The sequence below is a fragment of the Desulforamulus putei DSM 12395 genome (assembly GCF_900129195.1).
GTDB lineage: Bacteria > Bacillota > Desulfotomaculia > Desulfotomaculales > Desulfotomaculaceae > Desulfotomaculum > Desulfotomaculum putei.
Genome location: NZ_FQUY01000002.1, coordinates 1 through 26,017, shown reverse-complemented (window position 1 = coordinate 26,017; position 26,017 = coordinate 1). Strand labels below are relative to the sequence as shown.

At 51.5% G+C, this 26,017-nt stretch carries 20 protein-coding genes and 1 riboswitch; of the genes, 4 read left to right on the top strand and 16 right to left on the bottom strand.

All coding sequences use genetic code 11. The annotated features are described in order from the left end of the window. Nucleotides 1-117: 117 nt before the first annotated feature. Nucleotides 118-1,098, bottom strand: a complete 981-nt coding sequence (locus tag BUB67_RS02320; protein WP_416358816.1) for an L-lactate dehydrogenase — start codon at nt 1,096-1,098, stop codon at nt 118-120. 102 nt (nt 1,099-1,200) lie between these two features. After that, a riboswitch (cyclic di-AMP (ydaO/yuaA leader) is annotated at nt 1,201-1,359 on the top strand. A 6-nt stretch (nt 1,360-1,365) separates the two neighbouring features. Between BUB67_RS02320 and BUB67_RS02315 the strand changes: the two genes are divergently transcribed. Further along, nucleotides 1,366-2,199 (top strand): cell wall hydrolase, encoded by an 834-nt coding sequence (locus tag BUB67_RS02315; protein ID WP_084127619.1) that lies wholly within the window; start codon nt 1,366-1,368, stop codon nt 2,197-2,199. Nucleotides 2,200-2,246: 47 nt separating this feature from the next. Here BUB67_RS02315 and BUB67_RS02310 read toward each other — a convergent pair whose 3' ends face one another. The 4 genes from BUB67_RS02310 to BUB67_RS16540 all read right to left on the bottom strand — a co-directional run bounded on the left by BUB67_RS02310 (nt 2,247) and on the right by BUB67_RS16540 (nt 4,141). Beyond that, nucleotides 2,247-2,975 (bottom strand): endonuclease/exonuclease/phosphatase family protein, encoded by a 729-nt coding sequence (locus BUB67_RS02310; protein ID WP_073235155.1) that lies wholly within the window; start codon nt 2,973-2,975, stop codon nt 2,247-2,249. Between the two features lie 15 nt (nt 2,976-2,990). Beyond that, complete coding sequence (locus BUB67_RS02305) at nt 2,991-3,497, bottom strand: hypothetical protein (RefSeq protein WP_073235152.1); 507 nt, start codon at nt 3,495-3,497, stop codon at nt 2,991-2,993. Between the two features lie 90 nt (nt 3,498-3,587). Further along, nucleotides 3,588-3,896 carry a hypothetical protein gene (locus tag BUB67_RS02300; RefSeq protein WP_073235149.1) on the bottom strand — a complete coding sequence of 103 codons (309 nt, stop codon included), beginning with the start codon at nt 3,894-3,896 and terminating at the stop codon, nt 3,588-3,590. Nucleotides 3,897-4,003: 107 nt separating this feature from the next. Beyond that, nucleotides 4,004-4,141 carry a hypothetical protein gene (locus BUB67_RS16540; protein ID WP_200798109.1) on the bottom strand — a complete coding sequence of 46 codons (138 nt, stop codon included), beginning with the start codon at nt 4,139-4,141 and terminating at the stop codon, nt 4,004-4,006. Nucleotides 4,142-4,347: 206 nt separating this feature from the next. Between BUB67_RS16540 and BUB67_RS02295 the strand changes: the two genes are divergently transcribed. After that, entirely contained in the window at nt 4,348-4,662 is a 315-nt protein-coding gene (locus tag BUB67_RS02295; protein WP_073235146.1) for a DUF2508 domain-containing protein, read from the top strand. Between the two features lie 33 nt (nt 4,663-4,695). Here the strand turns inward: BUB67_RS02295 and lipA are convergent, their stop codons facing one another. From lipA to BUB67_RS02245, 10 genes are all read right to left on the bottom strand, one after another. Continuing rightward, the gene (gene lipA / locus BUB67_RS02290) at nt 4,696-5,580 is read right to left on the bottom strand and encodes a lipoyl synthase (RefSeq protein WP_073235143.1); all 885 of its coding nucleotides are present in this window, start codon (nt 5,578-5,580) and stop codon (nt 4,696-4,698) included. Between the two features lie 13 nt (nt 5,581-5,593). Next, nucleotides 5,594-6,973 carry a dihydrolipoyl dehydrogenase gene (gene lpdA, locus BUB67_RS02285; protein WP_073235140.1) on the bottom strand — a complete coding sequence of 460 codons (1,380 nt, stop codon included), beginning with the start codon at nt 6,971-6,973 and terminating at the stop codon, nt 5,594-5,596. Between the two features lie 225 nt (nt 6,974-7,198). Next, entirely contained in the window at nt 7,199-8,683 is a 1,485-nt protein-coding gene (locus BUB67_RS02280) for a glutamate synthase subunit beta (RefSeq protein WP_073235136.1), read from the bottom strand. Nucleotides 8,684-8,712: 29 nt separating this feature from the next. Further along, a complete protein-coding gene (gene gltB / locus BUB67_RS02275) occupies nt 8,713-13,302 on the bottom strand; it encodes a glutamate synthase large subunit (protein WP_073235133.1) in 4,590 nt (1,529 codons plus the stop codon). A 157-nt stretch (nt 13,303-13,459) separates the two neighbouring features. Then, nucleotides 13,460-14,794: a type I glutamate--ammonia ligase gene (gene glnA, locus BUB67_RS02270; protein ID WP_073235131.1), complete on the bottom strand. Its 1,335-nt coding sequence runs from the start codon at nt 14,792-14,794 to the stop codon at nt 13,460-13,462. Nucleotides 14,795-15,084: 290 nt separating this feature from the next. Next, complete coding sequence (gene glnA / locus BUB67_RS02265; protein ID WP_073235128.1) at nt 15,085-16,419, bottom strand: type I glutamate--ammonia ligase; 1,335 nt, start codon at nt 16,417-16,419, stop codon at nt 15,085-15,087. A gap of 145 nt (nt 16,420-16,564) precedes the next feature. Beyond that, complete coding sequence (locus BUB67_RS02260; RefSeq protein ID WP_073235126.1) at nt 16,565-17,149, bottom strand: ANTAR domain-containing response regulator; 585 nt, start codon at nt 17,147-17,149, stop codon at nt 16,565-16,567. Nucleotides 17,150-17,323: 174 nt separating this feature from the next. Beyond that, nucleotides 17,324-18,901 (bottom strand): FMN-binding glutamate synthase family protein, encoded by a 1,578-nt coding sequence (locus BUB67_RS02255; RefSeq protein ID WP_073235123.1) that lies wholly within the window; start codon nt 18,899-18,901, stop codon nt 17,324-17,326. 57 nt (nt 18,902-18,958) lie between these two features. Further along, the gene (locus BUB67_RS02250) at nt 18,959-20,257 is read right to left on the bottom strand and encodes a glutamine synthetase family protein (protein ID WP_073235120.1); all 1,299 of its coding nucleotides are present in this window, start codon (nt 20,255-20,257) and stop codon (nt 18,959-18,961) included. Nucleotides 20,258-20,440: 183 nt separating this feature from the next. Beyond that, the gene (locus BUB67_RS02245) at nt 20,441-21,022 is read right to left on the bottom strand and encodes an ANTAR domain-containing response regulator (protein WP_073235117.1); all 582 of its coding nucleotides are present in this window, start codon (nt 21,020-21,022) and stop codon (nt 20,441-20,443) included. Between the two features lie 296 nt (nt 21,023-21,318). Here BUB67_RS02245 and asnB point away from each other — a divergent pair, with 296 nt between their 5' ends. Together asnB and BUB67_RS02235 are read left to right on the top strand one after the other, a co-directional pair. Further along, nucleotides 21,319-23,163: an asparagine synthase (glutamine-hydrolyzing) gene (asnB, locus tag BUB67_RS02240; RefSeq protein ID WP_073235114.1), complete on the top strand. Its 1,845-nt coding sequence runs from the start codon at nt 21,319-21,321 to the stop codon at nt 23,161-23,163. A gap of 156 nt (nt 23,164-23,319) precedes the next feature. Continuing rightward, on the top strand, nt 23,320-24,705 hold the full coding sequence (locus tag BUB67_RS02235) for a methyl-accepting chemotaxis protein (RefSeq protein WP_073235111.1): 1,386 nt from the start codon (nt 23,320-23,322) through the stop codon (nt 24,703-24,705). Nucleotides 24,706-24,747: 42 nt separating this feature from the next. Here the strand turns inward: BUB67_RS02235 and BUB67_RS02230 are convergent, their stop codons facing one another. Further along, the gene (locus BUB67_RS02230; RefSeq protein WP_073235602.1) at nt 24,748-25,674 is read right to left on the bottom strand and encodes a metal ABC transporter substrate-binding protein; all 927 of its coding nucleotides are present in this window, start codon (nt 25,672-25,674) and stop codon (nt 24,748-24,750) included. Between the last annotated feature and the right edge of the window lie 343 nt (nt 25,675-26,017).

Sequence of the window (26,017 nt, the reverse complement as noted above, 5' to 3'; positions counted from 1 at the left end):
TTTATATAATAACATTGTTGCCCATTAAAAATCAATATTCTTTTTTTGGTTAACTGATCAATACCTGCCAAATGCACCAGCCCATCGTATTATGTGAAACGATGGGCATTTTTGTTCTCAAAACCCCGCCTGTTGTATAGCCTGTTTTAAAATCTGTGCGGAATTTCTCAGGGCATCTTCCTCTTCCACCGACATTGGAACGGCCAGCACTTTGTCCCTGCCGGAGCCGTTAACGATACAGGGGAGGCTCAGGCAGACGTCCTGAATGCCGTAAATACCATTCACCAGACCGGATACAGTCAGGATGGAATTCTCGTCTCGTAATATGGCCTCACAAATTCGTTTAATAGACAGGGCAATGGCGTAGTAGGTGGCCCCTTTACGCCGGATGATTTCATAGGCTGCGGTGCGCACCCGTTTGGCGATTTCCTGCCTGTCTACGGGCTCAAGGCCCTTTAGTATGGAAAACTGTTCCATCCCCATGCCGGCAACACTGGCGGTACTCCACAGTGCTACCTCGGAATCACCGTGCTCACCGACGATATAAGCATGGATATTACGGGGGTCAACCCCGCAGTATTCCGACAATTCTGCTTTGAACCGGGATGTATCCAGCACCGTACCGGAACCGAAAACCCGGTTGGTGGGCAGCCCGGAAATTTTAAGAGAAACATAAGTTAAAACATCTACAGGGTTTGAAACCATTAAATAGATGGAGTCCGGGCTGTGTTTCAGCAACTGGGGCAGGCTCTCTTTTAAAATGGCCACATTTTTGTGAAGCAAATCCAACCGGGTCTCCCCCGGTTTTTGGTTGGCGCCGGCGGTGAAAATGATGATATTGGAATCCTTACCATCTTCATAGGTTCCGGCAAAAATATTAATGGGTTTGATGAAGGCCGCGGCGTCCCCCAGATCCATGGCTTCACCCTCGGCCTTCTCTTTATTGATATCCACCAGTACCAGATCGCTGGCCAACCCGCTGGACATGATGGCAAAGGCAGCGGAGGCTCCCACCACCCCTGTGCCGACGATAGTTATTTTTACCCCTTTCTTTTGTTCCAACTTGTTCACTCCCCGGTTATTTTTCTTTTGCAGCACAAAAATAGTATTTCCTCCAAATAACATACTATGTCTCGCATTTTTTTCCAGAATTTATGAATGGACGAATTAGTGAAAACCTTGTACAATATTGCATAAGTCTATCAAAAAAGGCCGAATCTCCGGTGGCACCGGAGTACGGGGGACCAATTTTATTTTGGGGTGAATCCGCCAACCTTTTTGGGGGTGTCAAAAGGTGCGGTAGGGGTACCCTTCAACCCGAACCCGTCAACTAACCTCGAAGGCCAAAGGAGGGTAAAAGTAAATATGAAAATGTTTGTCCGTTTTCGACGGGCCATTGTATTGTTGTGTCTTTTAGGGACGCTGTTACCGGCGACGGCCGTTTGGGCCTACAATTACACAGTGGTCCCGGGTGATTCTCTCTATTTCATCAGTAAGAAAACCGGTGTGGGAATTGATAAAATTAAGGCTGCCAACAATCTTTCCGGGGATATGATTTATCCGGGTCAGGTCTTAAACATTCCCGACGGAAAACCTGCAGCCACGGCGCCTCAAACGGCTAGGCCACAGGGGAATACCACCTATACCGTAAAACCCGGGGACAGCCTTTATGTGATCGCCCAGAAATATAATATCAGGGTGGAAGCATTAATTCTTGCCAACAGTCTCAGCGGAACTTTAATTTACCCCGGACAGCAATTAATTGTTCCCATTGCCGCCACCCGCAGCGCCACATCCATGGCTGTAGAAGTAAGCCGCAGCGCAAAGCGACCGGTCATCCCCTATACCGATGAGGACCTGGACCTGCTGGCACGCCTGGTTAATGCCGAGGCAGGCGGGGAACCTATGGAAGCACAGATAGGGGTTGCAGCGGTGGTCATTAACCGGGTGAAAAGCGATCTTTTCCCGGATACCATCCGAGATGTTATCTACGCTCCCAATCAGTTTACACCTGTTCGTAACGGTTGGATCAATCGTCCTGCCACAGAATCATCCATTCAGGCAGCCAAAGCGGCCCTGTACGGCAGTGATCCTACCAACGGAGCGCTGTATTTCTATGATAACTCTACAAGAAACTCTTTCCTGCGTTCCTTGCCGGTTTCCGCTACCTATGGTCAGATGATTTACGCCAAACGCTAGTTAACCAATGTAAACGCACTGGCTGTTGCCAGTGCGTTTATTGCTTCCTATAAAAGTTTAATATTATTATAGTTTTCATCATTCTCCCAGGCCGGCTGCAGTTCCGCCAGTACAGGCAGATGGTCCGATGCGTCTGATTTTATTGGAAAGATTGATAGAACCTGCCATTCCGGGGAAATAAAAATAAAATCAATTTGCTCCTCCGGCCGGTTGGCGGGATAGGTTCCAAAACCTCCCACAGCGCTGGTGGCATCCAGTAATACAGAGGTTAAGAGATTGTATTCCGGGGAGGTAGGTACGTCATTAAAGTCCCCTGCTAAAATAACAGGACAGGGAGTTTGCGAGATAACGCGGATAATCTCCTGTGTCTGTTCCAACCGTTCTTCCCGGTTAAGTCCCAGATGGGTGCAAAAAAAGCTTATCCTGCGATGTCCCATTTGAATCTCCGCTTCCAACAGTCCCCTTTGTTCACCCTTGCTGGGCAGCAAATACTGCTTATATTGAAGAATAGGCCAGTGGCTTAGTACAGCATTGCCGTACTGGGCTGCTCCCCAGTGAAGATTGGGAGCAAATGCCCAAAATTTATTTAGAGTACGGCCCAGGATTTTTGTCTGGTGTTGGAAATGACTGCGGGGCAAGTATTTATCCACTTCCTGGAGACCTATTAACTGGGCGTTGCTACGGCAAAGCACCTCCGCTACCCGGTTCAGATCCACCTTATTATCCAGCCCCCGGGCATGACGAATGTTGTAACTGACAACCCTGATACTTTGCAAACCCATCCCCTCCGGTCAGCTCAAAAAAAGGTCCCTGCCGGTTTTTCTGGCCACGTTCAAAATATCGCTGAGGTATGTCATCAAACCTCGAACATTTAAATCCGGGGATATATTGGCCGCTTTGTTGGCCAGGCTGACCAGTCCCTTATCAATTCCTTTGATTAAAAAACCTTCCTGGGCAGCCACAGGGCTGATCAGGTTGTTATCCTCCCCGATCAATCCCCGGTCCGGTAACAAAAGCAGGTTACTAAAATGCATAAACTGGCTCAGTTGATCCCAGGTTTTCGAGTGAAAGCCTATGACGGTAATGTTCCCGTCATCCCAGAGGATATCCAGCGTGATTATACATATCTCCAGGGATCTGACAATTACAAGATTCCAATCGATTCGGTAGCCCACTTCTTCCCCTAGGGCACGGCGCTCCGCATAACGGGCCATTTCTTTTTTTAGGGCCGGAACTACAAGAAAACAACTATCTGCCAGTGTTCCGATAATCTCGGGATAAATAATTACTCCACCCATAGCGCTCCCCCATAAGATCGGGATCCATTCGGTAACAGTATGGTTAAGATATGCTATGCGTGCATTTGCCCGGCTGCTACATTTTCTGTTTTATGTAAAATCCTGCCGGCCACGTCGGTTAAAATTCTGGGCCCAGTCATTGTATTCCCGGAGAAGTTCCAATACCTGTAAGCAAACTGCTTTTTCCGGCGCCAGCAGGCGTGTAGCAAAGCCAAGGCCGGATACAAAACCGGCTATCATACCCCTGTGAAATTCCGGTCCGTGCCGGTGTTCTTCCGCTGCCTCCTCACTATGGTTTACAGTGTTTTTCAGTTCATTGAGTTTACGCTGCAGCACTTCTACCAAATAGTTTTCTCTATCCTGTTCTGTCATTTTCAATAAATCGTTATGGCTCACCATCGACAAAAACACTCCCTAATTGTATTATGCATCATTTGCGATTATAACAAATTTGAAATAAAAATAAAAAAAATTTGGGATTAACTTCCCAAATCATCGGAAGAATTCTATGCACCTTTAATCCTGCGTAAGGCCGCATACATCTTGTACGCGCAACCCGTCTTAAGCTTCTTTTCACCTTCACCGATCCGAATCAGTTCAACCTTCCCGTTTACTATTTTAATTTTACCGATTAATTTTGCCATTATTGCCACCCCCTGGTTCTCTTGCTTGAGAAAATTATAACAAACCCCGGGGATCGGTTCAATATCTCCAACCCTAATCAAAATTGTAAAATAAGTCATCTAATTCGGATACCGAATTGTTTTTATTTTTAATATTTTTTATTTTTCTGTACTACCGGTTAACCATTGGTAATAAACATTAACAAGTAGGACAAGGAGGTGTTCTGATGAAAGTTGACAGACAAATTTTTCAATGCTTGGTAAAAGATTTTTCCTGGAGAAAACTGAAAAAAGCAATTTTCCTTAATAAAACCCGTGATCATGAATTTACCCTGGAGAGGCAGATTGAGCAGGCAAAACAAGCCTGGCTCATCGCCCAGGAACAGATGCAATGGGCGGACAAAGACCTGCTGGAAGCAGCGATTTTAAAGACCACCGCCTGCGAAAAACGCTACATTGCCTTGCTGCAGAAGGCTAAGAGCATGCATTATGTGGCTTGGGAACCCGCCAAAATAGCCCCGGTGGTAGCGAACAATCGGTAGCTCCTCCGGGGCTATTTTGGTGGATTTATAAATTTATCCCTGTGGTTTTTCTTTTTCTTTTGTTTCCGCCGGCTCAAAAACATCCTCCGCCCGGTAAGAACTCCGTACATAGGGCCCGGCTGCCACCTGTTGAAATCCCATGTTGCGTCCTTCCCGGCAGTAAAAGGTATAGGTGTCCGGGGTCACGTACTCCTTCACTGCCAGGTGACCGTCCCCCGGTTTAAGGTACTGTCCGATGGTCAACAGGTTACAATGAACCTTCCTTAAATCCTCCATGACCCCCAGCACTTCTTCTCTGGTTTCGCCCAATCCCACCATGAGTCCGGATTTCGTCAAAATACGGGGATCCGTTTCCTTGACCAACTTCAAGAGCTCCAGGGAACGCCGGTAGTTGGCCTGGGGACGCACTTCCGGGTAAAGCCTAGGCACTGTTTCCACATTGTGGTTGTAAACTTCCGGCCTGGCCCGGGCCACGTGCAGAATGGCTTCTTTGTTGCCCCCAAAGTCCGGTGTCAGAACCTCCACCGTAGCTTGCGGCAACCGATGCCGGATGGCCCGGATGGTCTGCACAAACTGGTTTGCCCCGCCGTCGGGCAGGTCGTCCCGGGTGACCGAGGTGATCACCACATGTTTTAATCCCATACGGTAGGCGGCTTCCGCCACCCGTGCCGGTTCCCCTTCATCCACCGCTCCCGGGACCCCTTTCTGAACCGCGCAAAAACGGCAGCCCCGGGTGCAGGTGCCTCCTAAAATCATAAACGTGGCAGTACGGCGGGAAAAACACTCGGACAAATTGGGGCAGCGGGCCCCCTGGCAAACCGTATGCAAGGACAAGTCCTTTAACAATTCTCGGGTACGGGGTAGATCCGCCGTGTAGGTTACTTTTCGCCGCATCCACTCAGGAAACTGACCTGCCATGGTATTCCTCCGTTTAGATATGTATGGCCCGCCCGTGCACCGCTTCGGCGGCCTCCAAAATGGATTCCGCCAGGGTGGGATGGGCATGGATAACCTGTGTCATTTGCTCCACTGTAGCCCCCAGTTCCATGGCCAGGGCAGCTTCAGCAATCAGGTCGGTGGCATGGGGCCCGACGATGTGTACTCCCAGCACCTTGTCCGTTGCCGGGTCCGCCAGGATTTTGACGAAACCGTCGGTCTCTCCCATGGCAGCGGCTTTGCCGGAGGCCATAAAGGGGAATTTTCCGACCCTGGGTTTGATGCCCTTCTCCTCACATTGTTGAGTGGTCAGCCCCACGCCGGCCACTTCGGGCATGGTGAAAATGCAGTTGGGAACTACATCGTAGTTCATTTGACGGGGCTGCCCCATGATGTTGTCCACAGCCACCAGGGCCTGGGCGGAAGCCACGTGGGCCAGTTGGATCTTGCCTGTGATGTCCCCGATGGCATAAATGCCGGGAACACCGGTGGCTAAATGTTCGTCCACCAGCACCTCACCCCGCTGCCCCAGCCGCACTCCCGCTTCTTCCAGTCCCAGGCCGGAGGTGTTCATAACCCGGCCGATGGAAATAAGAATTTTATCTGCCTCTATGGTCTCCCCGCCCTCCAAAATGGCGGTAACCTTATCCCCAGACTTTTCCACCTTCTCGATCTTTACTTTGGTTTTAATGTTAATGCCCTTGCGTTTGAGCAGGGTTTGCATCTGCCGGGAGGCATCCCGCTCTATCAAGGGTAAAATGCTCGGCATGGCCTCTGCAATGGTCACTCGGCAACCCATTTCAGCAAAGATACAGGCAAATTCACAGCCCACCACCCCGCCGCCGATGATCAGCATTGCACCGGGAATTTCTTTCAGGGACAGGGCTTCGTTGGAGGTGATAACCCTATCCCCGTCATAACCAAAGGCGTCAATTAAGGCCGGCCTGGTACCGGTGGCCAAAATGATATTTTCCGCAGCCAGTTCAGCGGTACTGCCGTCCTGTAAGCTCACAACCACTTTTCCCGGACCGGCCAGTTTGGCCGTTCCGCGGATGAATTCAACTTTGTTCTTTTTTAGGAGATAGTGAACACCGGATACCAGTTTATTTACAACGGCGTCCTTGCGCTCCACCAGCCTGGCGTAATCAATGCTCACTTCCCCGACCCGGATGCCGAACTCTTCGGCCCGGCGAATCCTATGCAGGATCTCCGCTCCGGCCACCAGGGCCTTAGTAGGAATGCAGCCCCAGTTGAGGCAGGTGCCCCCTACCTCGTCCTTTTCCACCAGGGCTACTCTGGCCCCCATTTGAGCAGCCCGGATGGCGGCTACATAGCCCCCTGGCCCGCCGCCGATGATAACCACCTTGTAACTCAAGAAATTACCCTCCTTTTGAGAAGTGGGATGTAAGAGGTTGGAGGCGAGAAAAAAGCGTAAAACCTCATTTTATGAAGATAATTTGTCCGTTAATCTTCTTAACAAAACATAGGAATGCAACCTCTGCTCTTGTACTTCGACTTAATGGCCGCAAAACCTTCCTGAGGCTGGATAAAGTATAACGCTCCCCATTAAAGGGAGCGTCCATAATGTATTCGCATTTATTTAAGGTAAGTTCGTAAAACCCATCAAATAACGATCGCACTCACGGGCTGCCCCGCGTCCTTCATTGATAGCCCAGATAACCAGGCTTTGACCCCGGCGCATATCCCCGGCGGCAAATACACCAGGCACATTGGTGGCAAATTTGCCGTATTCAGCCCTGACGTTGGTGGACGGGTCACGTTCCACGCCCAATTGGTCAAGCAGGGTATCCTCGGGGCCGACAAATCCCATGGCCAGTAGCACCAGTTGGGCGGGCCAAACCTTTTCGGTGCCGGGAATTTCCCTGGGCGCAAAGCGTCCCTGGTCATTCTTTATCCACTCAACATTGACGGTATGCACTTCTTTGACGTGCCCCTGATCGTCTCCCACAAACCGCTTGGTCATGATGCAATACTGCCGCGGATCCTCTCCATAAAGGGCTGCCGCCTCCTGCTGGCCGTAATCCACCTTGTGTATTCTGGGGTACTGGGGCCAGGGGTTATCGGGAGTCCTTTGCAAAGGAAGCTGTGGCATAATCTCCAGCTGGACAACACTGCGGCACTGATGTCGCAAAGCAGTGCCAACACAGTCTGTGCCGGTGTCACCGCCGCCGATGACAATGACATCTTTTCCTGCTGCGGAAATAAAATTACCATCCCGGTGGTTGGAGTCCAGCAGGCTTTTGGTATTGGCGCCGAGGAATTCCACCGCAAAGTGAATGCCCTTGAGGCTGCGTCCTTCCACAGGCAGGTCACGGGGTTTGGTGGCGCCCCCGCAGAGAACCACAGCGTCAAATTCTTTCAGCAGTTGTTCAGCAGGCACATCCTTGCCCACTTCGGTATTGGTGACAAAGGTGACACCCTCTGCGGCCATGAGATCAACCCTTCTCTGCACGATCCGCTTGTCAAGCTTCATGTTCGGGATGCCATACATCAGCAGCCCGCCAATGCGGTCAGCCCGCTCAAAGACCGTGACCCAGTGGCCGGCTTTGTTCAACTGGGCCGCGCAGGCCAGCCCGGCGGGACCCGAGCCCACCACGGCAACTCTTTTGCCTGTGCGTTGGGCAGGGGGCTGCGGTACCATCCACCCCTCTGCAAAGGCCCTGTCAATAATGGCGCATTCAATGCTTTTGATGGTTACCGGCGCACCAACAAGTCCCGCAGTACATGCCCCCTCGCACAAGGCCGGGCAGACCCTGCCGGTGAACTCCGGGAAATTGTTTGTTTTCAACAGACGCTTGAGGGCTTCCTGCCACAAGCCCCGGTACACTAAATCATTCCACTCCGAAGGCACATTATGGTTGGGACAGCCGGAAGCCATCCCGTTAATGATCATGCCGCTGTGACAAAAGGGCGTACCGCAGTCCATGCAGCGTGCTGCCTGCTTGATAAGTTTTTCTTCCGGTAAGCGATTATAAAACTCCTGCCAATCCTTTACCCGTTCCAGGGGTTCACGATTGGCGGCCAGTTCCCGTTGATATTCCATGAATCCGGTAGGTTTACCCATGTCCTTTACCCCCCAACCAATGTTCCCGGTTAGTTGCCGCTGACCCGGGATTTGTCTTTTTTGTTTTCTTCAAAAGCAACCAGAATTGCTTCTTCACCGCTTAAACCCATCTCATAGGCCCGCGCCAAGGCTTCCATCATGCGTTTGTAGTCCTTGGGAATCACCCGTACAAACTTTGGCAGCAGGTGATCCCAATTATCCAATACCCTTTGAGCGACCTTACTTTGGGTATAGTTCAAATGCTGCTTGATCAGGTCTTGAACCTCTTTGATTTCCTCAGCATTTTCCAGCTTTTCCAGAAGAACCATTTCCATGTTGCACCGGTTGGGGAACGTTCCGTCTTCATCCAGCACGTAAGCAATGCCGCCTGACATACCTGCTGCAAAGTTCCTGCCGGTGGGACCAAGGACAACCACCCGCCCGCCGGTCATATATTCACAACCGTGATCGCCTACACCTTCAACAACTGCCCGGACACCGCTGTTCCTGACGCAGAACCTTTCACCCGCCACACCGCGGATATAGGCTTCGCCGGAGGTTGCGCCATAAAAGGCTACATTGCCGATAATGATGTTTTCCTCGGGTACAAAGGTAGACCTGGCCGGCGGGAAAACAATAATTTTGCCGCCAGAAAGACCTTTGCCGATGTAGTCGTTGGCATCGCCTTCCAGGACCAGTGTAATTCCTTTGGGAACAAAGGCTCCGAAACTTTGCCCGGCGCTGCCTTCAAAGGTCAGCTGAATGGTATCTTCAGGCAGGCCTGCCGCTCCGTAACGCCTGGTGACCTCGCTGCCCAAAATGGTGCCTACCACCCGGTTGATATTGCGAATGGGTAATCTGGCCCGCACAGGTTCTCCACGCTCCAGGGCAGGCCGGCAGATGTGCAAAAGCTGCTGCATGTCCAGGGATTTTTCCAGCCCGTGATCCTGGGCGATGCGGCAGTATCTTCCCACGGTTTCGGGAACATCCGGTTGGTAAAGCAGCGGTGAAAGATCCAGCCCTTTTCTTTTCCAGTGGTTAACGGCATCACTGACCTCAAGGACGTCGGTCCTGCCCACCATTTCATTGACGGTGCGGAATCCCAGTTGAGCCATAATCTCCCGCATCTCCTGGGCAATAAAACGCATGAGGTTTATCACATGCTCCGGTTTGCCGCTGAAGTTCTTACGCAATTCCGGGTTTTGGGTGGCAATACCCACCGGACAGGTATCCAGGTTGCAGACCCGCATCATAACGCAGCCCATGGCAACCAGGGGGGCGGTGGCAAAACCGTATTCTTCAGCGCCCAGCAGGGTGGCAATGACCACATCCCGCCCGGTCATCAGCTTGCCGTCGGTTTCTACCACGATTCTGTCACGCAGTTTGTTCAGCACCAGGGTTTGATGGGTTTCCGCCAAACCTAACTCCCAGGGCAACCCGGCATGCCTTATACTGGTCCGCGGGGATGCGCCGGTGCCGCCATCATAACCGCTGATCAGCACCACATCGGCCCGGCCCTTGGCGACCCCTGCGGCAATGGTGCCCACACCCACCTCGGACACCAGTTTGACGTTAATTCTGGCCCGCGGGTTGGCATTCTTAAGATCGTGGATCAACTGAGCCAAGTCTTCGATGGAATAAATATCGTGGTGCGGCGGGGGTGAGATCAGCCCTACGCCGGCTGTGGTACCCCGTACCTCCGCAACCCAGGGATATACTTTGCCGCCGGGCAACTGACCGCCTTCACCCGGTTTAGCCCCCTGGGCCATCTTGATTTGAATTTCATCCGCATTGACCAAATAGTTGCTGGTGACACCAAATCTGCCGGAGGCCACCTGCTTGATGGCGCTGCGCCTGGAGTCCCCGTTGGCATCGGGAATAAAGCGGGCAGGGTCTTCCCCGCCTTCGCCGGTATTACTCTTGCCGCCGATGCGGTTCATGGCAATGGCCAGGCATTCATGGGCTTCTTTGCTGATGGAGCCGAAAGACATGGCCCCGGTTTTGAAACGGCGGCAGATGGATTCCACCGATTCTACTTCATCGATGGGTACGGGCTGCCTGTTCGATTTAAAGGCAAACAAGCCCCGTATCGTACAACTCCTTTGCGCTTCACGGTCCAATAGAGTCGAGTATTCTTTAAACAGGCCATAGTCGCCGTTGCGGCAAGCCTGCTGTAAATAGTAGATCACCTTGGGGTTATACATGTGGTCTTCGCCGTCATGCCGCCACTGGTGAGCAGACCCTGAATCAAGGGTGTTATCATGACCTGCATAGGCCCGCCGGTGACGAAGTTCCACTTCCCGGGCAATGGCATCCATGTCAATGCCGCCAATACGTGAAGGTGTCCAGGTAAAATATTTGTCAATAACTGACTGATGAATCCCGACGGCCTCAAAGATCTGTGCGCCGCAGTAACTTTGAATGGTGGAAATGCCCATCTTGGACATAACCTTAACGACACCCTTGGTGGCTGCCTTGATGTAATTCTTGACAGCATCTTGGGGGCTCAGACCACTGATATATCCCTGGCAAATCATGTTTTGCAAAGTCTCAATGGCCAGGTAAGGGTTGATGGCGCTGGCGCCATATCCCAGCAAAACAGCAAAGTGGTGTACTTCCCGTGGTTCTCCGGATTCCAACAACAGGCTTACCCGGGTACGGGTCCCTTCCCGGATCAGGTGGTGATGGAGGCCGGATACAGCCAGGAGGGCAGGCATGGCAGCATGCTCCTTGTCCACGCCCCGATCCGACAGTATCAGCAGGTTGGCACCGTCCGCAACGGCCAGGTCTGCTGCCCGAAAGAGGTCATCCAGCGCCTTTTCCAGTCCCGGGGCCCCCTCTGAAACGTTGTACAGGATTGGCAGGGTGACGGCCTTAAATCCTTCTTTCTGAATGCAGCGAAGTTTGGCCAGGTCTTCATTGCTTAAAATGGGTGTTTTGATCCTGATTCTCCGGCAGCTGTCAGGCTCCGGTTTAATAAGGTTCTTTTCGGAACCAAGGGTGGTTTCCGTGGCGGTGACAATTTCCTCCCGGATGGCGTCAATGGGAGGATTGGTAACCTGGGCAAACAACTGCTTGAAATAGTTATACATAAGCTGTGGTTTTTCCGACAGCACTGCCAGTGAAGCGTCATGGCCCATGGCGCCCACCGGGTCAACGCCGTTTTTGGCCATGGGTTCCAGGGTTTTCACCAGGTCCTCATGGGTATAACCAAAGGCCTGCTGCAGCTGGGTAAAGTTTTCACAGGCCGGCTGCGGAACTTCGGGAGCCTCCGGCAGGTCTTCCAGGCTGACCATATATTCATTGATCCACCGGCGGTAGGGATACTCGGTGGCAATACGCTGCTTTAACTCTTCATCCGAAACAATGCGGCCCTCCTCGGTATCCACCAGCAGCATTCTCCCCGGCTTTAGACGATCTTTATAGGCCACCTTCTCCGGCGCTATGTCCAGGACACCCACTTCGGAAGCCAGGACAATCATGTCATCCTTGGTTACATAGTAACGGGAAGGCCGCAAACCGTTGCGGTCCAGTACCGCGCCGATGATTCTGCCGTCGGTGAAGGCAATGGCGGCGGGGCCGTCCCATGGTTCCATCAGGCAGCTGTGGTATTCATAAAAAGCTTTCTTTTCATCACTCATGCTTTCATGGTGGGACCATGGCTCGGGAATCATCATCATAGCCGCATGGGGCAGGGAACGTCCCGCCAGATAAAGGAACTCCAGGGTGTTATCAAACATTAAGGAGTCGCTGCCCTCCTGGTCAATCACCGGCAGAATCTTTTTAATATCTTCGCCAAACAGTTCCGACTGGCACATGGCCTGGCGGGCATGCATCCAGTTCACATTGCCGCGCAGCGTGTTAATCTCACCGTTGTGAATTAAGTACCGGTAGGGGTGAGCACGTTCCCAACTGGGAAAGGTATTGGTGGAAAACCGTGAATGCACCAGGGCAAGGGCAATTTCTATATGCGGATCCTGCAAATCAAGGTAAAACCGGTCCAACTGTTCGGGGGTCAGCATTCCCTTGTAGACGATGGTCCGGGAGGACAGGCTGGCAAAGTAGAAGGTCTCCCCGTCATTTAACAGGGAACGGCGAGCTTCCTTCCGGGCACGTTTTCTGATTACATAAAGCTTACGCTCAAAGGCCAGGCTGTCTTTTAAATCAGGATTTGCCGCAATAAAAACTTGAAATATTGAGGGCTGGGCCAGCTTTGCTGTTTCACCGATCATAGAGTCGTCAACGGGGACTTCTCTCCAGCCCAGCAAAGTTTGGCCTTCTTCCTGAACCACCCGCTCCAAAATACGCCGGCAGCCTTCCCGTTGACCACTGTCATTGGGCAGAAAAAGCATACCAACAGCATATTGGCCGGCAGGCGGCAGTTGAATATTTAATTTCGCACATTCTTTTTCAAAGAAAATATGCGGTATCTGCATCAGAATTCCCGCGCCGTCACCTGTATTGGTTTCGGCCCCTTGCCCACCGCGGTGGTCAAGATTCACCAAAACGGTCAGAGCCTGACGCAAAATATCATTTGATTTTTTTCCTTTAATGTTGGCCACAAAACCAATACCGCAGGCATCATGCTCAAATTTTGGGTCGTACATGCCTTGTTGGGGGGGCAATCCATAAAGACTCATTGCGCAAACACCTACCCTTTCCAATAAGCTAAACAAATAATTTTTTTGGAATATTCTGTCTATATTTAGAGACAAAAATAACCCGGGTTAAGGCAAACCCTTTTTCGAAGCAGCGCTACCCGGGCAAAACCTTCACATCTATATCAATGGAGGGGTATTAGAATTTTGTCAGGTATTCTTCCAGTTCCCAGGGGCTTACTTGCATGCGGTAGCGATCCCACTCGATGGTTTTTGCCTCCATATATCTTTCGAAAATGTGGGGCCCCAGAGCTTCTTTGATCACTTCATCGGCAGCCAGCGCCTTTAAGGCTTCGGCCAGGTTCTCCGGCAGGCTGCCGATGCCCAGCGCCTGACGCTCCGCCAGGGTCATTTCGTAGATATTTCTGTCACAGGGCGGCGGCGGCACCATCTTTTTCTTGATGCCGTCCAGACCGGCCTTCAGACACACCGCCAAGGCCAGGTAGGGGTTGCAGGAAGGGTCCGGACTGCGTAATTCAATCCGGGTGGACATACCCCGCTTGGCCGGAATGCGGATCAAGGGACTGCGGTTCCGGGAGGACCAGGCTACATAGACCGGGGCTTCGTAACCGGATACCAGGCGCTTGTAAGAGTTTACGGTGGGGTTGGTGATGGCAGAAATGGCATGGATATGGTTCATCAACCCTGCAATATAATGCATGCTCACTTCACTCATGCCGATGGGGGCATTGGGATCATAAAAGGCGTTTTTGCCCTCCTTGGTAATCAAGGACTGGTTCAAGTGCATCCCGGAACCTGCCATACCAAAGACCGGTTTGGGCATAAAGGTGGCATGCAGACCGTGGCGCTGGGCAATGGTCCGTACCGCCAGCTTAAAAGTTACAATTTTATCCGCTACATCCAGGGCATCGGAATACTTAAAGTCTATCTCATGCTGTCCCGGAGCCACTTCATGGTGAGAAGCTTCTATTTCAAATCCCATCTGTTCCAGGGTTAAGACCATGTCTCTGCGGGCATCTTCCCCCAGGTCGATGGGAGTCATATCAAAGTAACCGGCCCGATCATGGGTTTTGGTGGTGGGGCGTCCGTCGCTGTCCACATGGAACAAGAAAAATTCAGCCTCGGGCCCAACGTTCATGATGTAGCCCATTTCTTCCGCCTCGGCAATGGCCCGGCGCAGGGCATAACGGGGATCACCGATAAAAGGTGTGCCGTCGGGATTGTAGATATCACAAATCAGACGAGCCACCGCACCTTCCCGGGGTTTCCAGGGGAATACCACAAAGGTATTGGGGTCCGGACGAAGATACATATCCGATTCTTCAATGCGTACAAATCCTTCAATGGAGGAGCCGTCAAACATCAGCTCTCCTTCCAGGGCTTTATCCAGCTGCTCAACGGTGATGGCCACATTTTTTAATACCCCAAAGATGTCGGTGAACTGCAGTCGGATAAACTTTACATGGAGTTCCTTGCATAATTGCCTAACATCGTCGTTAGTCAGTTTAGCCACAATAACACACCTTTCTTCTGCTGAAATCTACAAGAAGTATTATATCACAGAAACAAAAAAACCTACACGCAAGGTACCAAAAATCTTACCCGCTGCAGGCCTCGTCGCCCAATAAGTAAGCACGCCATTGTGCTTTCTGTTGAATTGTAATAACAGTATAGCAAATTCTCAACAGAAATCCATACCTTAGCCCGAAGAATTATGTATACTTTTAAAAAAAGCAAGAAAAGGCAAACCCTACCCCTTGCGGAGTAAAGTTTGCCCTGTTAGAACCGGTTTTAACTTAAATCCTAGTACATGGTCAGGTACTTCTTAATTTCCCATTCGTGTACAGTGGTTCTGAACTCATCCCACTCTTCCATTTTGCCTTCCACAAAGCGGCTCAGGATATGGTCGCCGAGAACGGATGAAATAACCGGGTTGGCCTGAAGTTCCATAACAGCCTCATGCAAGCTGGCGGGCAGGCTCACAATACCTTCCGCCGACCTTTGAGCGGCATCCATATGGTAAATGTTGCTCTCTGTGGGGGCAGGCGGCGCAATTTTGTTCTTAATCCCGTCCAGACCAGCCTTCAATGCGGCAGCAATGGCCAGGTAGGGATTGCAGGCCGGGTCGGGGTTGCGCAGTTCCACGCGGGTGGACATGCCGCGTTTGGCAGGAATGCGGATTAAGCAACTGCGGTTAGCTAAAGACCATGCCACATAGCAGGGAGCCTCATAACCGGGAACCAGGCGCTTGTAGGAGTTTACGCTGGAGTTGGTCAGAGCGGCAAAGGCCCGGGCGTGCTTGATCAGACCCCCAATGTAATATTTGGCAGTTTCGCTCAGTTGATCCGGTGTGCTGGGGTCGTAGAAAGCATTCTCACCGTCTAAGGTAAACAGGGACTGGTTCATGTGCATACCGGAACCGTTGATGCCGAAGATGGGTTTGGGCATAAAGGTGGCATGCAGACCGTGCCGCTGGGCAATGGTACGAACCACAAATTTAAAGGTCATGATTTTATCGGCCACATCCAGGGCCTCGGAATATTTAAAGTCAATTTCGTGCTGGCCGGGCGCCACTTCGTGGTGGGAGGCCTCAATTTCAAAGCCCATTTCCTCTAAAGTAAGCACCATGAAACGGCGGGCGTTTTCACCCATATCAATGGGAGTCATATCAAAGTAACCGGCCTGGTCGTGGGTATGGGTGGTGGGATTGCCGTCTTTATCAACATGGAAGAGGAAAAACTCACACTCGGGACCGACATTCATGGTGTAACCCATTTCCCTGGCTTCGGCCAGAACCTTTTTCAGGGCATAACGGGGGCAGCCTTCAAAGGGAGTGCCGTCGGGATTATAAACGTCACAGATCAAACGGGCAACTGCGCCTTCACGGGGCCTCCAGGGGAATACCGCAAAGGTAGAGGGGTCCGGACGGAGGTACATGTCGGATTCTTCAATACGGGTGAAACCGTGAATAGAGGAACCGTCAAACATTAACTCGCCGTCCAGGGCCTTTTCCAGTTGTTCTACGGTAATGGCTACGTTTTTCAATACACCGAAAATATCCGTGAACTGCAAGCGGATAAATTTTACCCCCATCTCCCTGGCCTTTTCTAATACTTCCTTTTTAACAGCAGCGTCCATCATGATCCACCTTTCCTTGATTAATTTGGGTGTTTTTTAAAATAAAAACGCCTTTTATAAAAAAGGAATAGAAAACCCCCTCATAAAAGGCGCCATTGCCTGAACGGACATCATTGTACCGGTTATCATTCAGTTGTCCCTTCCGTTAGTCTTGGTTAATATTGTGAGCAAGTATGACCGCCTCGGCCACCGCCCGCATAGAAATGCGCTTGTTCATGCTTTGCTTTTGGATGCGTTTATAGGCTTCTTCTTCGCTTAGTTTCATGGTCCTCATCAAGATGCCCTTGGCCTTTTCCACCAGTTTCCTGGTTTCCAGGGTATCTCTCAATTCTTTGACCTGCTTTTCCAATTTAATGATTTCTTGATAATTACCCATGGCCAGTTCCACCGCAGGCAGCAAAGCATGTTCTTCCACCGGCTTCAGGAGAATGCTGAATACCCTAGCTTCCCGTGCCTTCTCAATTAAGTCCTGCTGCATGTAATCGGTGGTTATGATGACCGGCCCTAGTTGATCTTCATACATAATACGGGCTACCTCCAGACCGCTGAGGCCAGGCAAATGATCCTGGATGATCAGCAAATCCGGGTGGCGGGTACGCACCAACTTCAGCGCGCCGGGGCCGTCTGAGGCATCTCCCACAACAAGATAGCCCAGTTTACCTAACATGGTCTTTAAATGCTTGCACCACGCCTCATCCGCATCGACGATGACGATACGTGGATTGGCCACCGGGATCACCTCACAAATGCAAAAAACCCAGACAGGTACACTACCTGTCTGGGCAACATTGCCGTGATAGGATACATCATTGTATCCTTTTGTATTCAACTATAGCTGTATTATAGGGTACCTTTATCAACCAGTCAATAGGTTTTGGCAAGTATACAATATATACCTGGTTAACTAGCCAAGAATTTTCTCCACTTCATCGGCATCTGCTTCCATAATGTATTTGATGCCGCTTACCCGGGCTGCTTCCGGCGTTAAAGCCACCAGGTCGTCACGGGTGATATATTCCAGACTGAACTTGCGGGCGCCGCACATAAACTGGCGCAGACCCTGGGATAAACGTTCGAAGTAGGTGTAAACGCCGATGGCGCCTACCGGCAGAGCAGCAAAACGATCCCCCAGTTTATCCTTCAGCACCGAGGCGTTAATGAAGATTTGCTCCAGGGTTTCACCGTATTTTTTGTACTCATTGGGCACCTTGCCGCTCTTTATCATTTCACCGATGTTTTTGCCCACCATGGCGGCGGTGAGAGCGGAGCGGGCCATACCAATGGCCTTCACATAGGGAGCGCTCATGGCAAAGCCCTTAAACATATGATCCTCCAGGGTGAAGCCGCCGGCGATGGCAATAGGAGGCACATATTCACCCCTGGCAGCCAGCTTGTCGCAATATTGGGTCAGCAGGGACTGGATGTAAACGGTGGGCACACCCCATTCATTCATCATCCTCCAGGGGCTCATGCCGGTGCCGCCGCCTGCGCCGTCAACGGTCAGCAGGTCGATCCTGGCCAGGGAGGCAAATTTTACGGCCCGGGCCAGATCAGCAGGGCGGTAAGCGCCGGTCTTCAGGAAAACATATTTGGCTCCGGCGGCCCGCAGTTCTTCTACCCGCTTGAGGAAGCCTTCTTCGGTGACCATGCCGATGCGGGAGTGACGTTCAAACTCCTTAAAGGCGCCGGCTTTGTAAGCTTCTTGAACCTTCGGATCTTCCGGGTTGGGCAGTACGATATAGCCGCGGCTCTTTAGCTGCAGGGCCCGCTCCAGGGTGTTCAGCTTTACTTCACCGCCGATGTCCTTGGCGCCCTGGCCCCATTTTATTTCCACAGCCTCGACGCCCAGTTTTTCCAGAGCATATTCCTGAACGCCCAGGTTGGTATCTTCAACGTTGGCCTGCACGGCGATAAAACCGGCGCCCTGGGACCATTCCTGGAAGTCCTTCACCCTTTTGGCCAGGTTGGGGGAATGAACCACACGGCCGTTTTTGATTTCCACATTGGGGTCCATGGCACAGACGTTCTCGCCGATGGCGATGCCGGCGCCGGAGATGGCACAACCGGCAGCCAGGTGATCCCAGTTGTCTGCAGCAACGTTGGTGGAGCCCATGGCAGCCACCACGATGGGAGTGGTCAGCTTCAGGTCTTTATTGGCGCCCAGGTAGGTTTCCAGGTTTACTGCCGGGAAAATGGCTTTATCGGGATCTGCTTCGATACCATGGGCCCCTACGGCAGTACCCATGATATTGAAATGGGAGTAATCAATGGGGTAATCCTTTTGGGAAGCGGAAGTGGTTTTGCCAAAGGGCTGGGGATAAAGAACTTCCTTGCCCCGAACGGCGGACTTACCGATTTCACAGAAGCCCGGGCAGCCGTCCAAACAGGTGGCGCACATGCCGCTGAAGGGGCAGTAGCTCTCGGGGGTGCGCAGTTTTGTCAGGGTGGCAGTGCTGGCGTTGGTGCCTTTACTGAATGTCATGACAAATTACCTCCTAAATGGTTTATTTTCTGAGAAGGTTAAACCTTCAGATCCTGCTTAGTAATTGGTAAGGTATCTTTCCAATTCCCAGGGATGAACATCATAGTGAAACTCATCCCACTCCTGTCGTTTTATTTCCATGTAGCGTTCAAAGATATGGCTGCCCAGAACTTGTTGGACAAACTCGTCCTGACTGAGGGCTTCCAATGCTTCGCCCAAGTTTCTCGGCACCCGGTCCTGAATAACATCCTCATCCAGAGAAACCGGCAGGGGGCGTCTCTGTTCCATCCCTTTTAACGCCGCCTGCATAATCAAGGACAAGGTCAAATAAGGATTACAGGTGGCGTCAGGGCTGCGCAGAATAATGCGGGTCTCCTGGCCCCGCCGGGCCGGTACCCGGATCATGGAGTTTCTGTTTCCTTCGGACCATCCCTTTAACACCCGGTCCAATTCGGAGTTGCCCAGGCGCTTGTAGGAGTTTACCAGCGGGTTGGCCACCGCCGTAATGGCAGAGGCATGATCGGTGATGCCTGCAATAAAACCGCCCGCCAGCGCGCTCAGCCCACAGGGGCTTGCCGGGTCAAACAGGGCGTTTTCTCCCTCCCGCCACAAACACAGGTTTAAAGCCATACCGGAACCACTATGCTTCGGCAGTGGTTTGGGCATAAAGGAAGCATGCAAACCATGGCGCTGGGCAATGGTCCGGACCACAAACTTGAAGGTGGCAATTTTGTCTGCCATACTCAAGGGGCTCTCTTCCCTTAGCACAATTTCGTGCTGGCCCGGTGAATTTTCATGGTGACTGGAAACAATTTGAAAGCCCATTTCCTCCAGAGTCAGCACCATATCCCTGCGGGCATTCTCTCCCAGGTCCACCGGGGTCAAATCACAAATCCCCCCGTTGTCATGGGGCTGGGGAAGGGGGCGGCCCTGCTGGTCGGTATTAAAAAGAAAAAATTCTATTTCAGCGCCTACGGAAAGCTCCAACTTTGTTTTTTCAAACACCTGCAGGGATTCCCTCAGTTTACTGCGTACGCACCCCGGGTAAGGCTTGCCGTCCGCCCCAACCACATCGCAGATCAAGCGGGCCACTGCGCCTTCCCGGGGACGCCAGGGAAATACCTGAAAGGTCATGGGGTCCGGCTTTAAAAATACATCCCTTTGCCGGGGACCGTATTGACCCTCCAACACAGCGCTGTCAAAGCCTACCTTAGCGTTCAAAGCCCTTTCCAGTTCCTCAACGGTAACTGCAACGTTTTTAAAAGAGCCCTGGATGTCGGTAAACTGCAGGCGCACAAATTTTACATGGTATTCCTGGGCCTTTTCCATCACTTCCTGGGCGGTAACAGGCTGCATCTTAACCCTCCTAAGTGTACCGTATTAAAACAAAAACGCCCCAACCGGATCCTTGGTGTTTCCCAAAGATCCGGTTGGGACGCCTTTGCCCCTGAAGATATTTACCTGACAATTAATATACTTTTTCGCGGTTAATCAGTCAATAAACCGACAGTAGATATATTGTATACATTTTATTGGCATTCATTGATCTCTGGACAGGGAAATGATAATTCGATGGGCCACTTTGGCCAGGGAACTGCTGTGATCCATACTTAATTTCTGCATATGGCGGTGGGCCGCCTGTTCGCTAAGCCCCTTTTTTTCCATAAGCAGCCGCTTGGCCTGGTCTATTAGTTTCCTTTCTTCCAACATTTTTTTCAGCTTGCGGTTCTCCTGTTCCATTCTAACCAACCGTTTAAAGGTGGCCTGGGCCATTTCCAGGGTAGGTATGAGGTTTACGTCGTCAATGGGTTTGGTCAAATAACCAAGCACCGAGGAAAATTTGGCTTCTTCAATAAGTTCCCGGTGGCAGTGGGAAGTTACCAAAACCACCGGCGCCAGGTGGTGCTCCTCAATCACCCTGGCCACTTCCAGCCCTTTGCAGCCCGGGATTTTCCCTTCCATAATAATGATATCGGGCTGACTCTGAAAGGCAGCCTGCAGGGTGCTCCTGCCATCCTCTGTTTCAGCAACCACCAGGTAGCCATGCTGTTGGAGCAAATCTTTCAGTTTTTTCCTGAACTCCGGGTCCGGATCCACCAGCAGGACGCGCCTTCCAAACAATTTTCATACCCCCAAAACTCTATTGAATAATAATTGTAAAACCATTCACAAGGAAAGTCCAGAAGGCGATCCTTTTTCTAACTTTTCAATCAATACTGTTGAGTGCCATAAATTGCCTTGGCAGGTTGCATGACATTTTCACAGCCGTAAGCGTACTATGAAGTAAGACAAATGAAAACCGTCACCGGAGTGTAACACCAGGGCAATGGCGCCACTTGGTTAAAGATGTTCTTCTCTTTAACGGGTGGCGTTTATTTTTGTTCCATAATATACCTTTTCAAGGAGGATGACAGCGTATGTGTGGTATTGCCGGATGGGTAGACCGTGAAATTCAGCTGCCCCGGGACCGTGTCCTTTTGGAAGCCATGACCGCCACTTTATCCAATCGCGGGCCTGATGCCGAAGGATACTGGTATTCTTCCCGGGCTGCCCTGGGCCACAGGCGCCTTTCGGTGGTTGACCCTGCAGGCGGCACTCAGCCCATGGTCCGAACCCAAGGGGATAAGACCTATGTCATTGTTTATAACGGCGAGCTGTACAACACCCCGGAACTGCGCCGGCAATTGGAATACCGGGGCTACATCTTCCGGGGGCATTCGGATACCGAGGTGCTGCTGACCTCTTATATTGAGTGGGGTCCCGCATGCGTAGAGAAATTCAACGGCATCTTTGCCTTTGGCATTTGGAGCGAGGCGGAGCAAAGCCTGTTCATGGCCCGGGACCGCATGGGCGTAAAACCCCTGTTTTATGCCCGGCGGGGCAATGCTTTTATCTTTGGCAGCGAATTAAAGGCCCTGCTGGCCCACCCCCTGGTGAAACCTGAGGTAGCTGCGGACGGTCTGGCAGAAATCTTTGCCCTGGGCCCCGCCCGTACCCCCGGCCACGGGGTGTTTAAGGATGTCTACGAACTGCGACCCGGGTATTCCCTGATGTTTAAGGATGATACTCTTTCCATCCGCCGCTACTGGAGTCTGGTCAGCCGTCCCCATGAAGATGACCTGTACACCACCGTTAACAAGGTGCGGGAACTGTTGGAGGACTCCATTTCCAGGCAGTTGGTGGCGGACGTACCGGTTTGTACCTTTTTGTCCGGGGGGTTGGACTCCAGCGCCCTGTCAGCCTTTGCCGCCGACGCTTATAAAAAGCAGGGCCTGGGGCCCCTGCACACCTACTCGGTGGATTATGTTGACAACGACCGTTATTTTAAGGCCAGCGCTTTTCAACCCAATGCCGATGCCCCCTGGGTAAAGCGCATGTCCGATTTCCTGGGCTCCCAACATCATTATGTTTTCCTTGATACGCCCAAACTGGTGGAGTCTTTAAAAATCGCCATGCTGGCCCGGGACCTGCCCGGGATGGCCGATGTGGATGCCTCCCTGTACCTGTTTTGTCGGGAGATTAAAAAAGGCGCCACCGTGGCCCTGTCCGGTGAGTGCGCCGACGAAGTATTCGGCGGTTATCCCTGGTTCCACCGGGAAGAAGACTTAAATGCCAACACCTTCCCCTGGTCCCAGTCCATCCGCGAGAGAACTCTGCTGCTCTCCCCCGAACTGGCCCATACCATCAAGCCCGAGGATTATGCAGCCGCCCGCTACCGGGAAACCCTGGCGGAGGTCCCCAAACTGCCCGGCGAAGACCCCTTGGAGGCCAGAAGGCGGGAAATGTTTTACTTGAATATGGTGTGGTTTATGCAGACCCTGCTGGACCGCAAGGACCGCATGAGTATGGCCACCGGCCTGGAGGTAAGGGTTCCCTTCTGTGATCACCGCCTGGTGGAATATGTGTGGAACGTTCCCTGGTTCATGAAAAACTTTAACGGCCGGGAGAAAGGACTATTGCGCCTGGCCCTGGCCGGCGTGCTGCCGGAAGATGTGCTGGAACGCCGCAAGAGTCCATACCCCAAAACCCACAACCCGGCTTACCTGTCGGCAGTGCGCAACCTGCTGCTGAATATTTTAAACGAACCTTCTTCCCCCATGCTGCAGCTCATCAACGTTGACGCCGTCCGGTCCATGGCCCAGTTTACAGATGACGGTTTCAGCAGGCCCTGGTTCGGTCAACTGATGACCGGCCCGCAACTCTTTGCCTACCTGTACCAGGTCAATGCCTGGCTCAAGGCATATAACGTGGTAATAAAATAGGCGTTCTTGAAGTATTATGTATTTTTCTCCCCAAACTCTTCCACCATGGTTAGACTATGGTATTATTATCTTTGATACAATGACGTATCGTTTAAGCTAAGGCACTGGCGCCTGTCTCCTTCGGGAGATGGGCGCTTATTGTTTGGGGGTGAAAACATGGCAGTTTATGAATTTGTTTGTGGTTTTGCCTTGGCATCCATCGGTGGCGCCGCTGCTTTCCACCGGCTGAAAAAACGCTATGCCACCATAATTACCAGGATCGAAGAGGAAACCGCCCACTGGCATCGGATGGAACTGCCTCCCGTCTGCCGGATTGACAATACAAAGGAATTCTCCCGGTTAAGTAATGCAGTTTGCGGTTTGACCGGTAAAGTAAGACACCTGGCCCAGGAAATTCAATTGACATCCCAGCAGGTACGGGCCGCCTCCAGTCAATTGGATGTTTCGGTTCGCTCCGCTTCAGATATTTCTTCTGCCTTTATGCAAATACAGGACATCGCCGCCACTGTGCAAACCACCGGTGATGTTTTGGAAAAGGACTTCCTGGCCAGCGAAAAGGCGGTGCAAGAAAGCATCAATGCCATCGAGTCAGTAAATAAAGCCATTGGCGGTATTACAAGCAGCAATAACCGGCTGAATCATCAGATTAGCACATTAAAGGAAGCAGTGGAACAAGTGAGATTGATCTCCCAAAACATCGGTGAAATATCCGGCCAGACCAAACTGCTGGCTTTAAATGCCGCCATTGAGGCTGCCAGGGCCGGCGAGCATGGCCGGGGATTCGGTGTGGTAGCGGAGGAAATAGGAAAGTTGTCCGATCTGACGGCCGGTGCAGTTAAACAAACTTCCGATGTTTTAGAACAAATCAAACAAGATGTGGCAACCGTAGTTGGCAGTATCACCGAAAGCATGGATTCTTCCCAAACCGCCGCTGACCAGTTAAATAACGTTCAAAAGGTTTTTACCCGTAGTTTTGATTTTATCTACAAAGTAAACAACACCGCCCGGGAAACATTGTGTGAGATTAACAGCAGCCTGCAGCAGGTGGCGTCCGTCTTGGAATTAAGAAAACGTGATCTGGAATCGGTGGTTAATACGGGAAAACTCATGGCCAACCTGGCCGATGACCTGGAAAAGGCCGCCTCGGGCAGTCAATTAACCTACGTCATTCAGCAGGAAGCGGTTTCCCGCATCGAACACATTAAATCCCAGCTCACTCAAACAGCCGGCCAACATCACATCATCAGTCTGGATCCGGCCCGGCATAAGAGTGTACTTTCCCGGTTAAAAGGGGACAACCCCGATATTGAAGCCATTTGGTCCAATGATACAGAAGGTGTTTTTCTCTTCTCCGAACCGGCCGCCGGTCTCGCCAACGCCAAAGTCAGGGAATGGTGGCAAAGGGCCATGAAGGGTGAAACATTTATATCACCTGTCTATATATCGGCCATTACGCGGCAACCATGCCTGACGGTGTCGGTGCCTGTTTACCGGGGCAAGGAGGTCATCGGCGTATTGGGAGCGGATGTTAGTTTATCCTGATAACCCGGTACAAAAACTCCCCTGAAAATATATACATGTCCTTTATACCGCTCCCAAGGCAATTTTTAAGTTCTTGAGGTTTTCCCGCATAACAGAAAGATAATCTTTGCCTGCGGCAATATCTTGTTCGGATAAACTTCCCAGAGGGTTCAGCACAAGGGTTTGACCCTGCAGTTCGGCAGCAATGGCCTCGGAAACTTTGGGGCTTACCAGTGTCTCAAAGAAGATATATTTGATATTTTTTTCTCTGGCCAGTTTTACGACAGCAGCCATATCGGCCGGGCTGGGTTCACTTTCAGCTGTAAGTCCCCTGACCGGTACTTGGATCAGATTGTATCGTTTGGCCAGATATCCAAAGGCTGCATGGGACGTAACAAATTCTTTTATCTTTGCAGTGGCAAGGCCCGTTTGATATTCTTCATGGAGCTTATCAAGTTCTTTTTTGTAAGCCTCGGCATTGGACTCGTATATGGCCTTGTTTTTCTCATCTACCTTCACCAGGCCGGCTAAAATGTTATCCACCATAGTTTTGGCATACAGGGGATCAAGCCAAATATGCGGGTCCTTGCCGCCATGATTATGTTCTTCATGTTGTATTCCCTCAATTAATTCAATGTTTTGACCGGCATAGATAACTGTAACCTTGTTCTTATCTATTACACTGAGTACCTTGTCGGCCCAGGCTTCCATGCCTGAGCCGGTAAGTATCAAAATATCAGCATTACTAATATCTGCCACATCCTGTGGGCTGGGCTCCCAGCCGTGTGGTTCAGCCCCTGCGGGTACAATATTTTTAACAAAGATTTTGTCTCCACCAATATGCTTGGCAAAATCATAGAGTGGGTAAATACCGGTATATACCTTTAGCTGTTCTTTGGTCTCAGAACTTTGCTCAGATGCAGTACCACAACCACCGATAATCAAAGTAATGAAGAATATGAGAGTAACCAGTAGCGCTGACTTTCTCAAGGTTTTACCTGGTTCAAAAAAGTTCACAATACCTAACAATAAGTTAGATTTTTGTAAACCCGGCCCCCCATGACCAGGCTTTACACCTCCATGGAAAATTTTCCCTGGGGTGACAGGGGACCTCGGCCCCGGGAGTCTCACCCGGACGGAAAAACAGCGCTTTACGGGCGCAAAACGCGGCCATATGGAAAACCACGGGGGTTTCCGTCTTGCGTTGACCGTCCAGCGAAAGCCTTGCGGCTCTGCTTCCCGCGATCTGTTAGATGCGGCCTACCGGTTGTTCCCGTACTCCGGCTAAACGGGGTCACCTACTTGATAAAGCAAGGTGCTTCAAGTCATGCCA

Excerpts from the sequence above, each read along its gene's own strand:
- BUB67_RS16540 (WP_200798109.1), bottom strand. The coding sequence starts at position 4,141 with ATGGCAAAATTAATCGGTAAAATTAAAATAGTAAACGGGAAGGTTGAA.
- BUB67_RS02305 (WP_073235152.1), bottom strand. The coding sequence starts at position 3,497 with ATGGGTGGAGTAATTATTTATCCCGAGATTATCGGAACACTGGCAGAT.
- BUB67_RS02280 (WP_073235136.1), bottom strand. The coding sequence starts at position 8,683 with ATGGGTAAACCTACCGGATTCATGGAATATCAACGGGAACTGGCCGCC.
- BUB67_RS02255 (WP_073235123.1), bottom strand. The coding sequence starts at position 18,901 with ATGACATTCAGTAAAGGCACCAACGCCAGCACTGCCACCCTGACAAAA.
- lipA (WP_073235143.1), bottom strand. The coding sequence starts at position 5,580 with ATGGCAGGTCAGTTTCCTGAGTGGATGCGGCGAAAAGTAACCTACACG.
- BUB67_RS02315 (WP_084127619.1), top strand. The coding sequence starts at position 1,366 with ATGAAAATGTTTGTCCGTTTTCGACGGGCCATTGTATTGTTGTGTCTT.
- BUB67_RS02250 (WP_073235120.1), bottom strand. The coding sequence starts at position 20,257 with ATGCAGCCTGTTACCGCCCAGGAAGTGATGGAAAAGGCCCAGGAATAC.
- gltB (WP_073235133.1), bottom strand. The coding sequence starts at position 13,302 with ATGAGTCTTTATGGATTGCCCCCCCAACAAGGCATGTACGACCCAAAA.
- BUB67_RS02300 (WP_073235149.1), bottom strand. The coding sequence starts at position 3,896 with ATGGTGAGCCATAACGATTTATTGAAAATGACAGAACAGGATAGAGAA.
- BUB67_RS02295 (WP_073235146.1), top strand. The coding sequence starts at position 4,348 with ATGAAAGTTGACAGACAAATTTTTCAATGCTTGGTAAAAGATTTTTCC.
- BUB67_RS02235 (WP_073235111.1), top strand. The coding sequence starts at position 23,320 with ATGGCAGTTTATGAATTTGTTTGTGGTTTTGCCTTGGCATCCATCGGT.
- asnB (WP_073235114.1), top strand. The coding sequence starts at position 21,319 with ATGTGTGGTATTGCCGGATGGGTAGACCGTGAAATTCAGCTGCCCCGG.
- glnA (WP_073235128.1), bottom strand. The coding sequence starts at position 16,419 with ATGGACGCTGCTGTTAAAAAGGAAGTATTAGAAAAGGCCAGGGAGATG.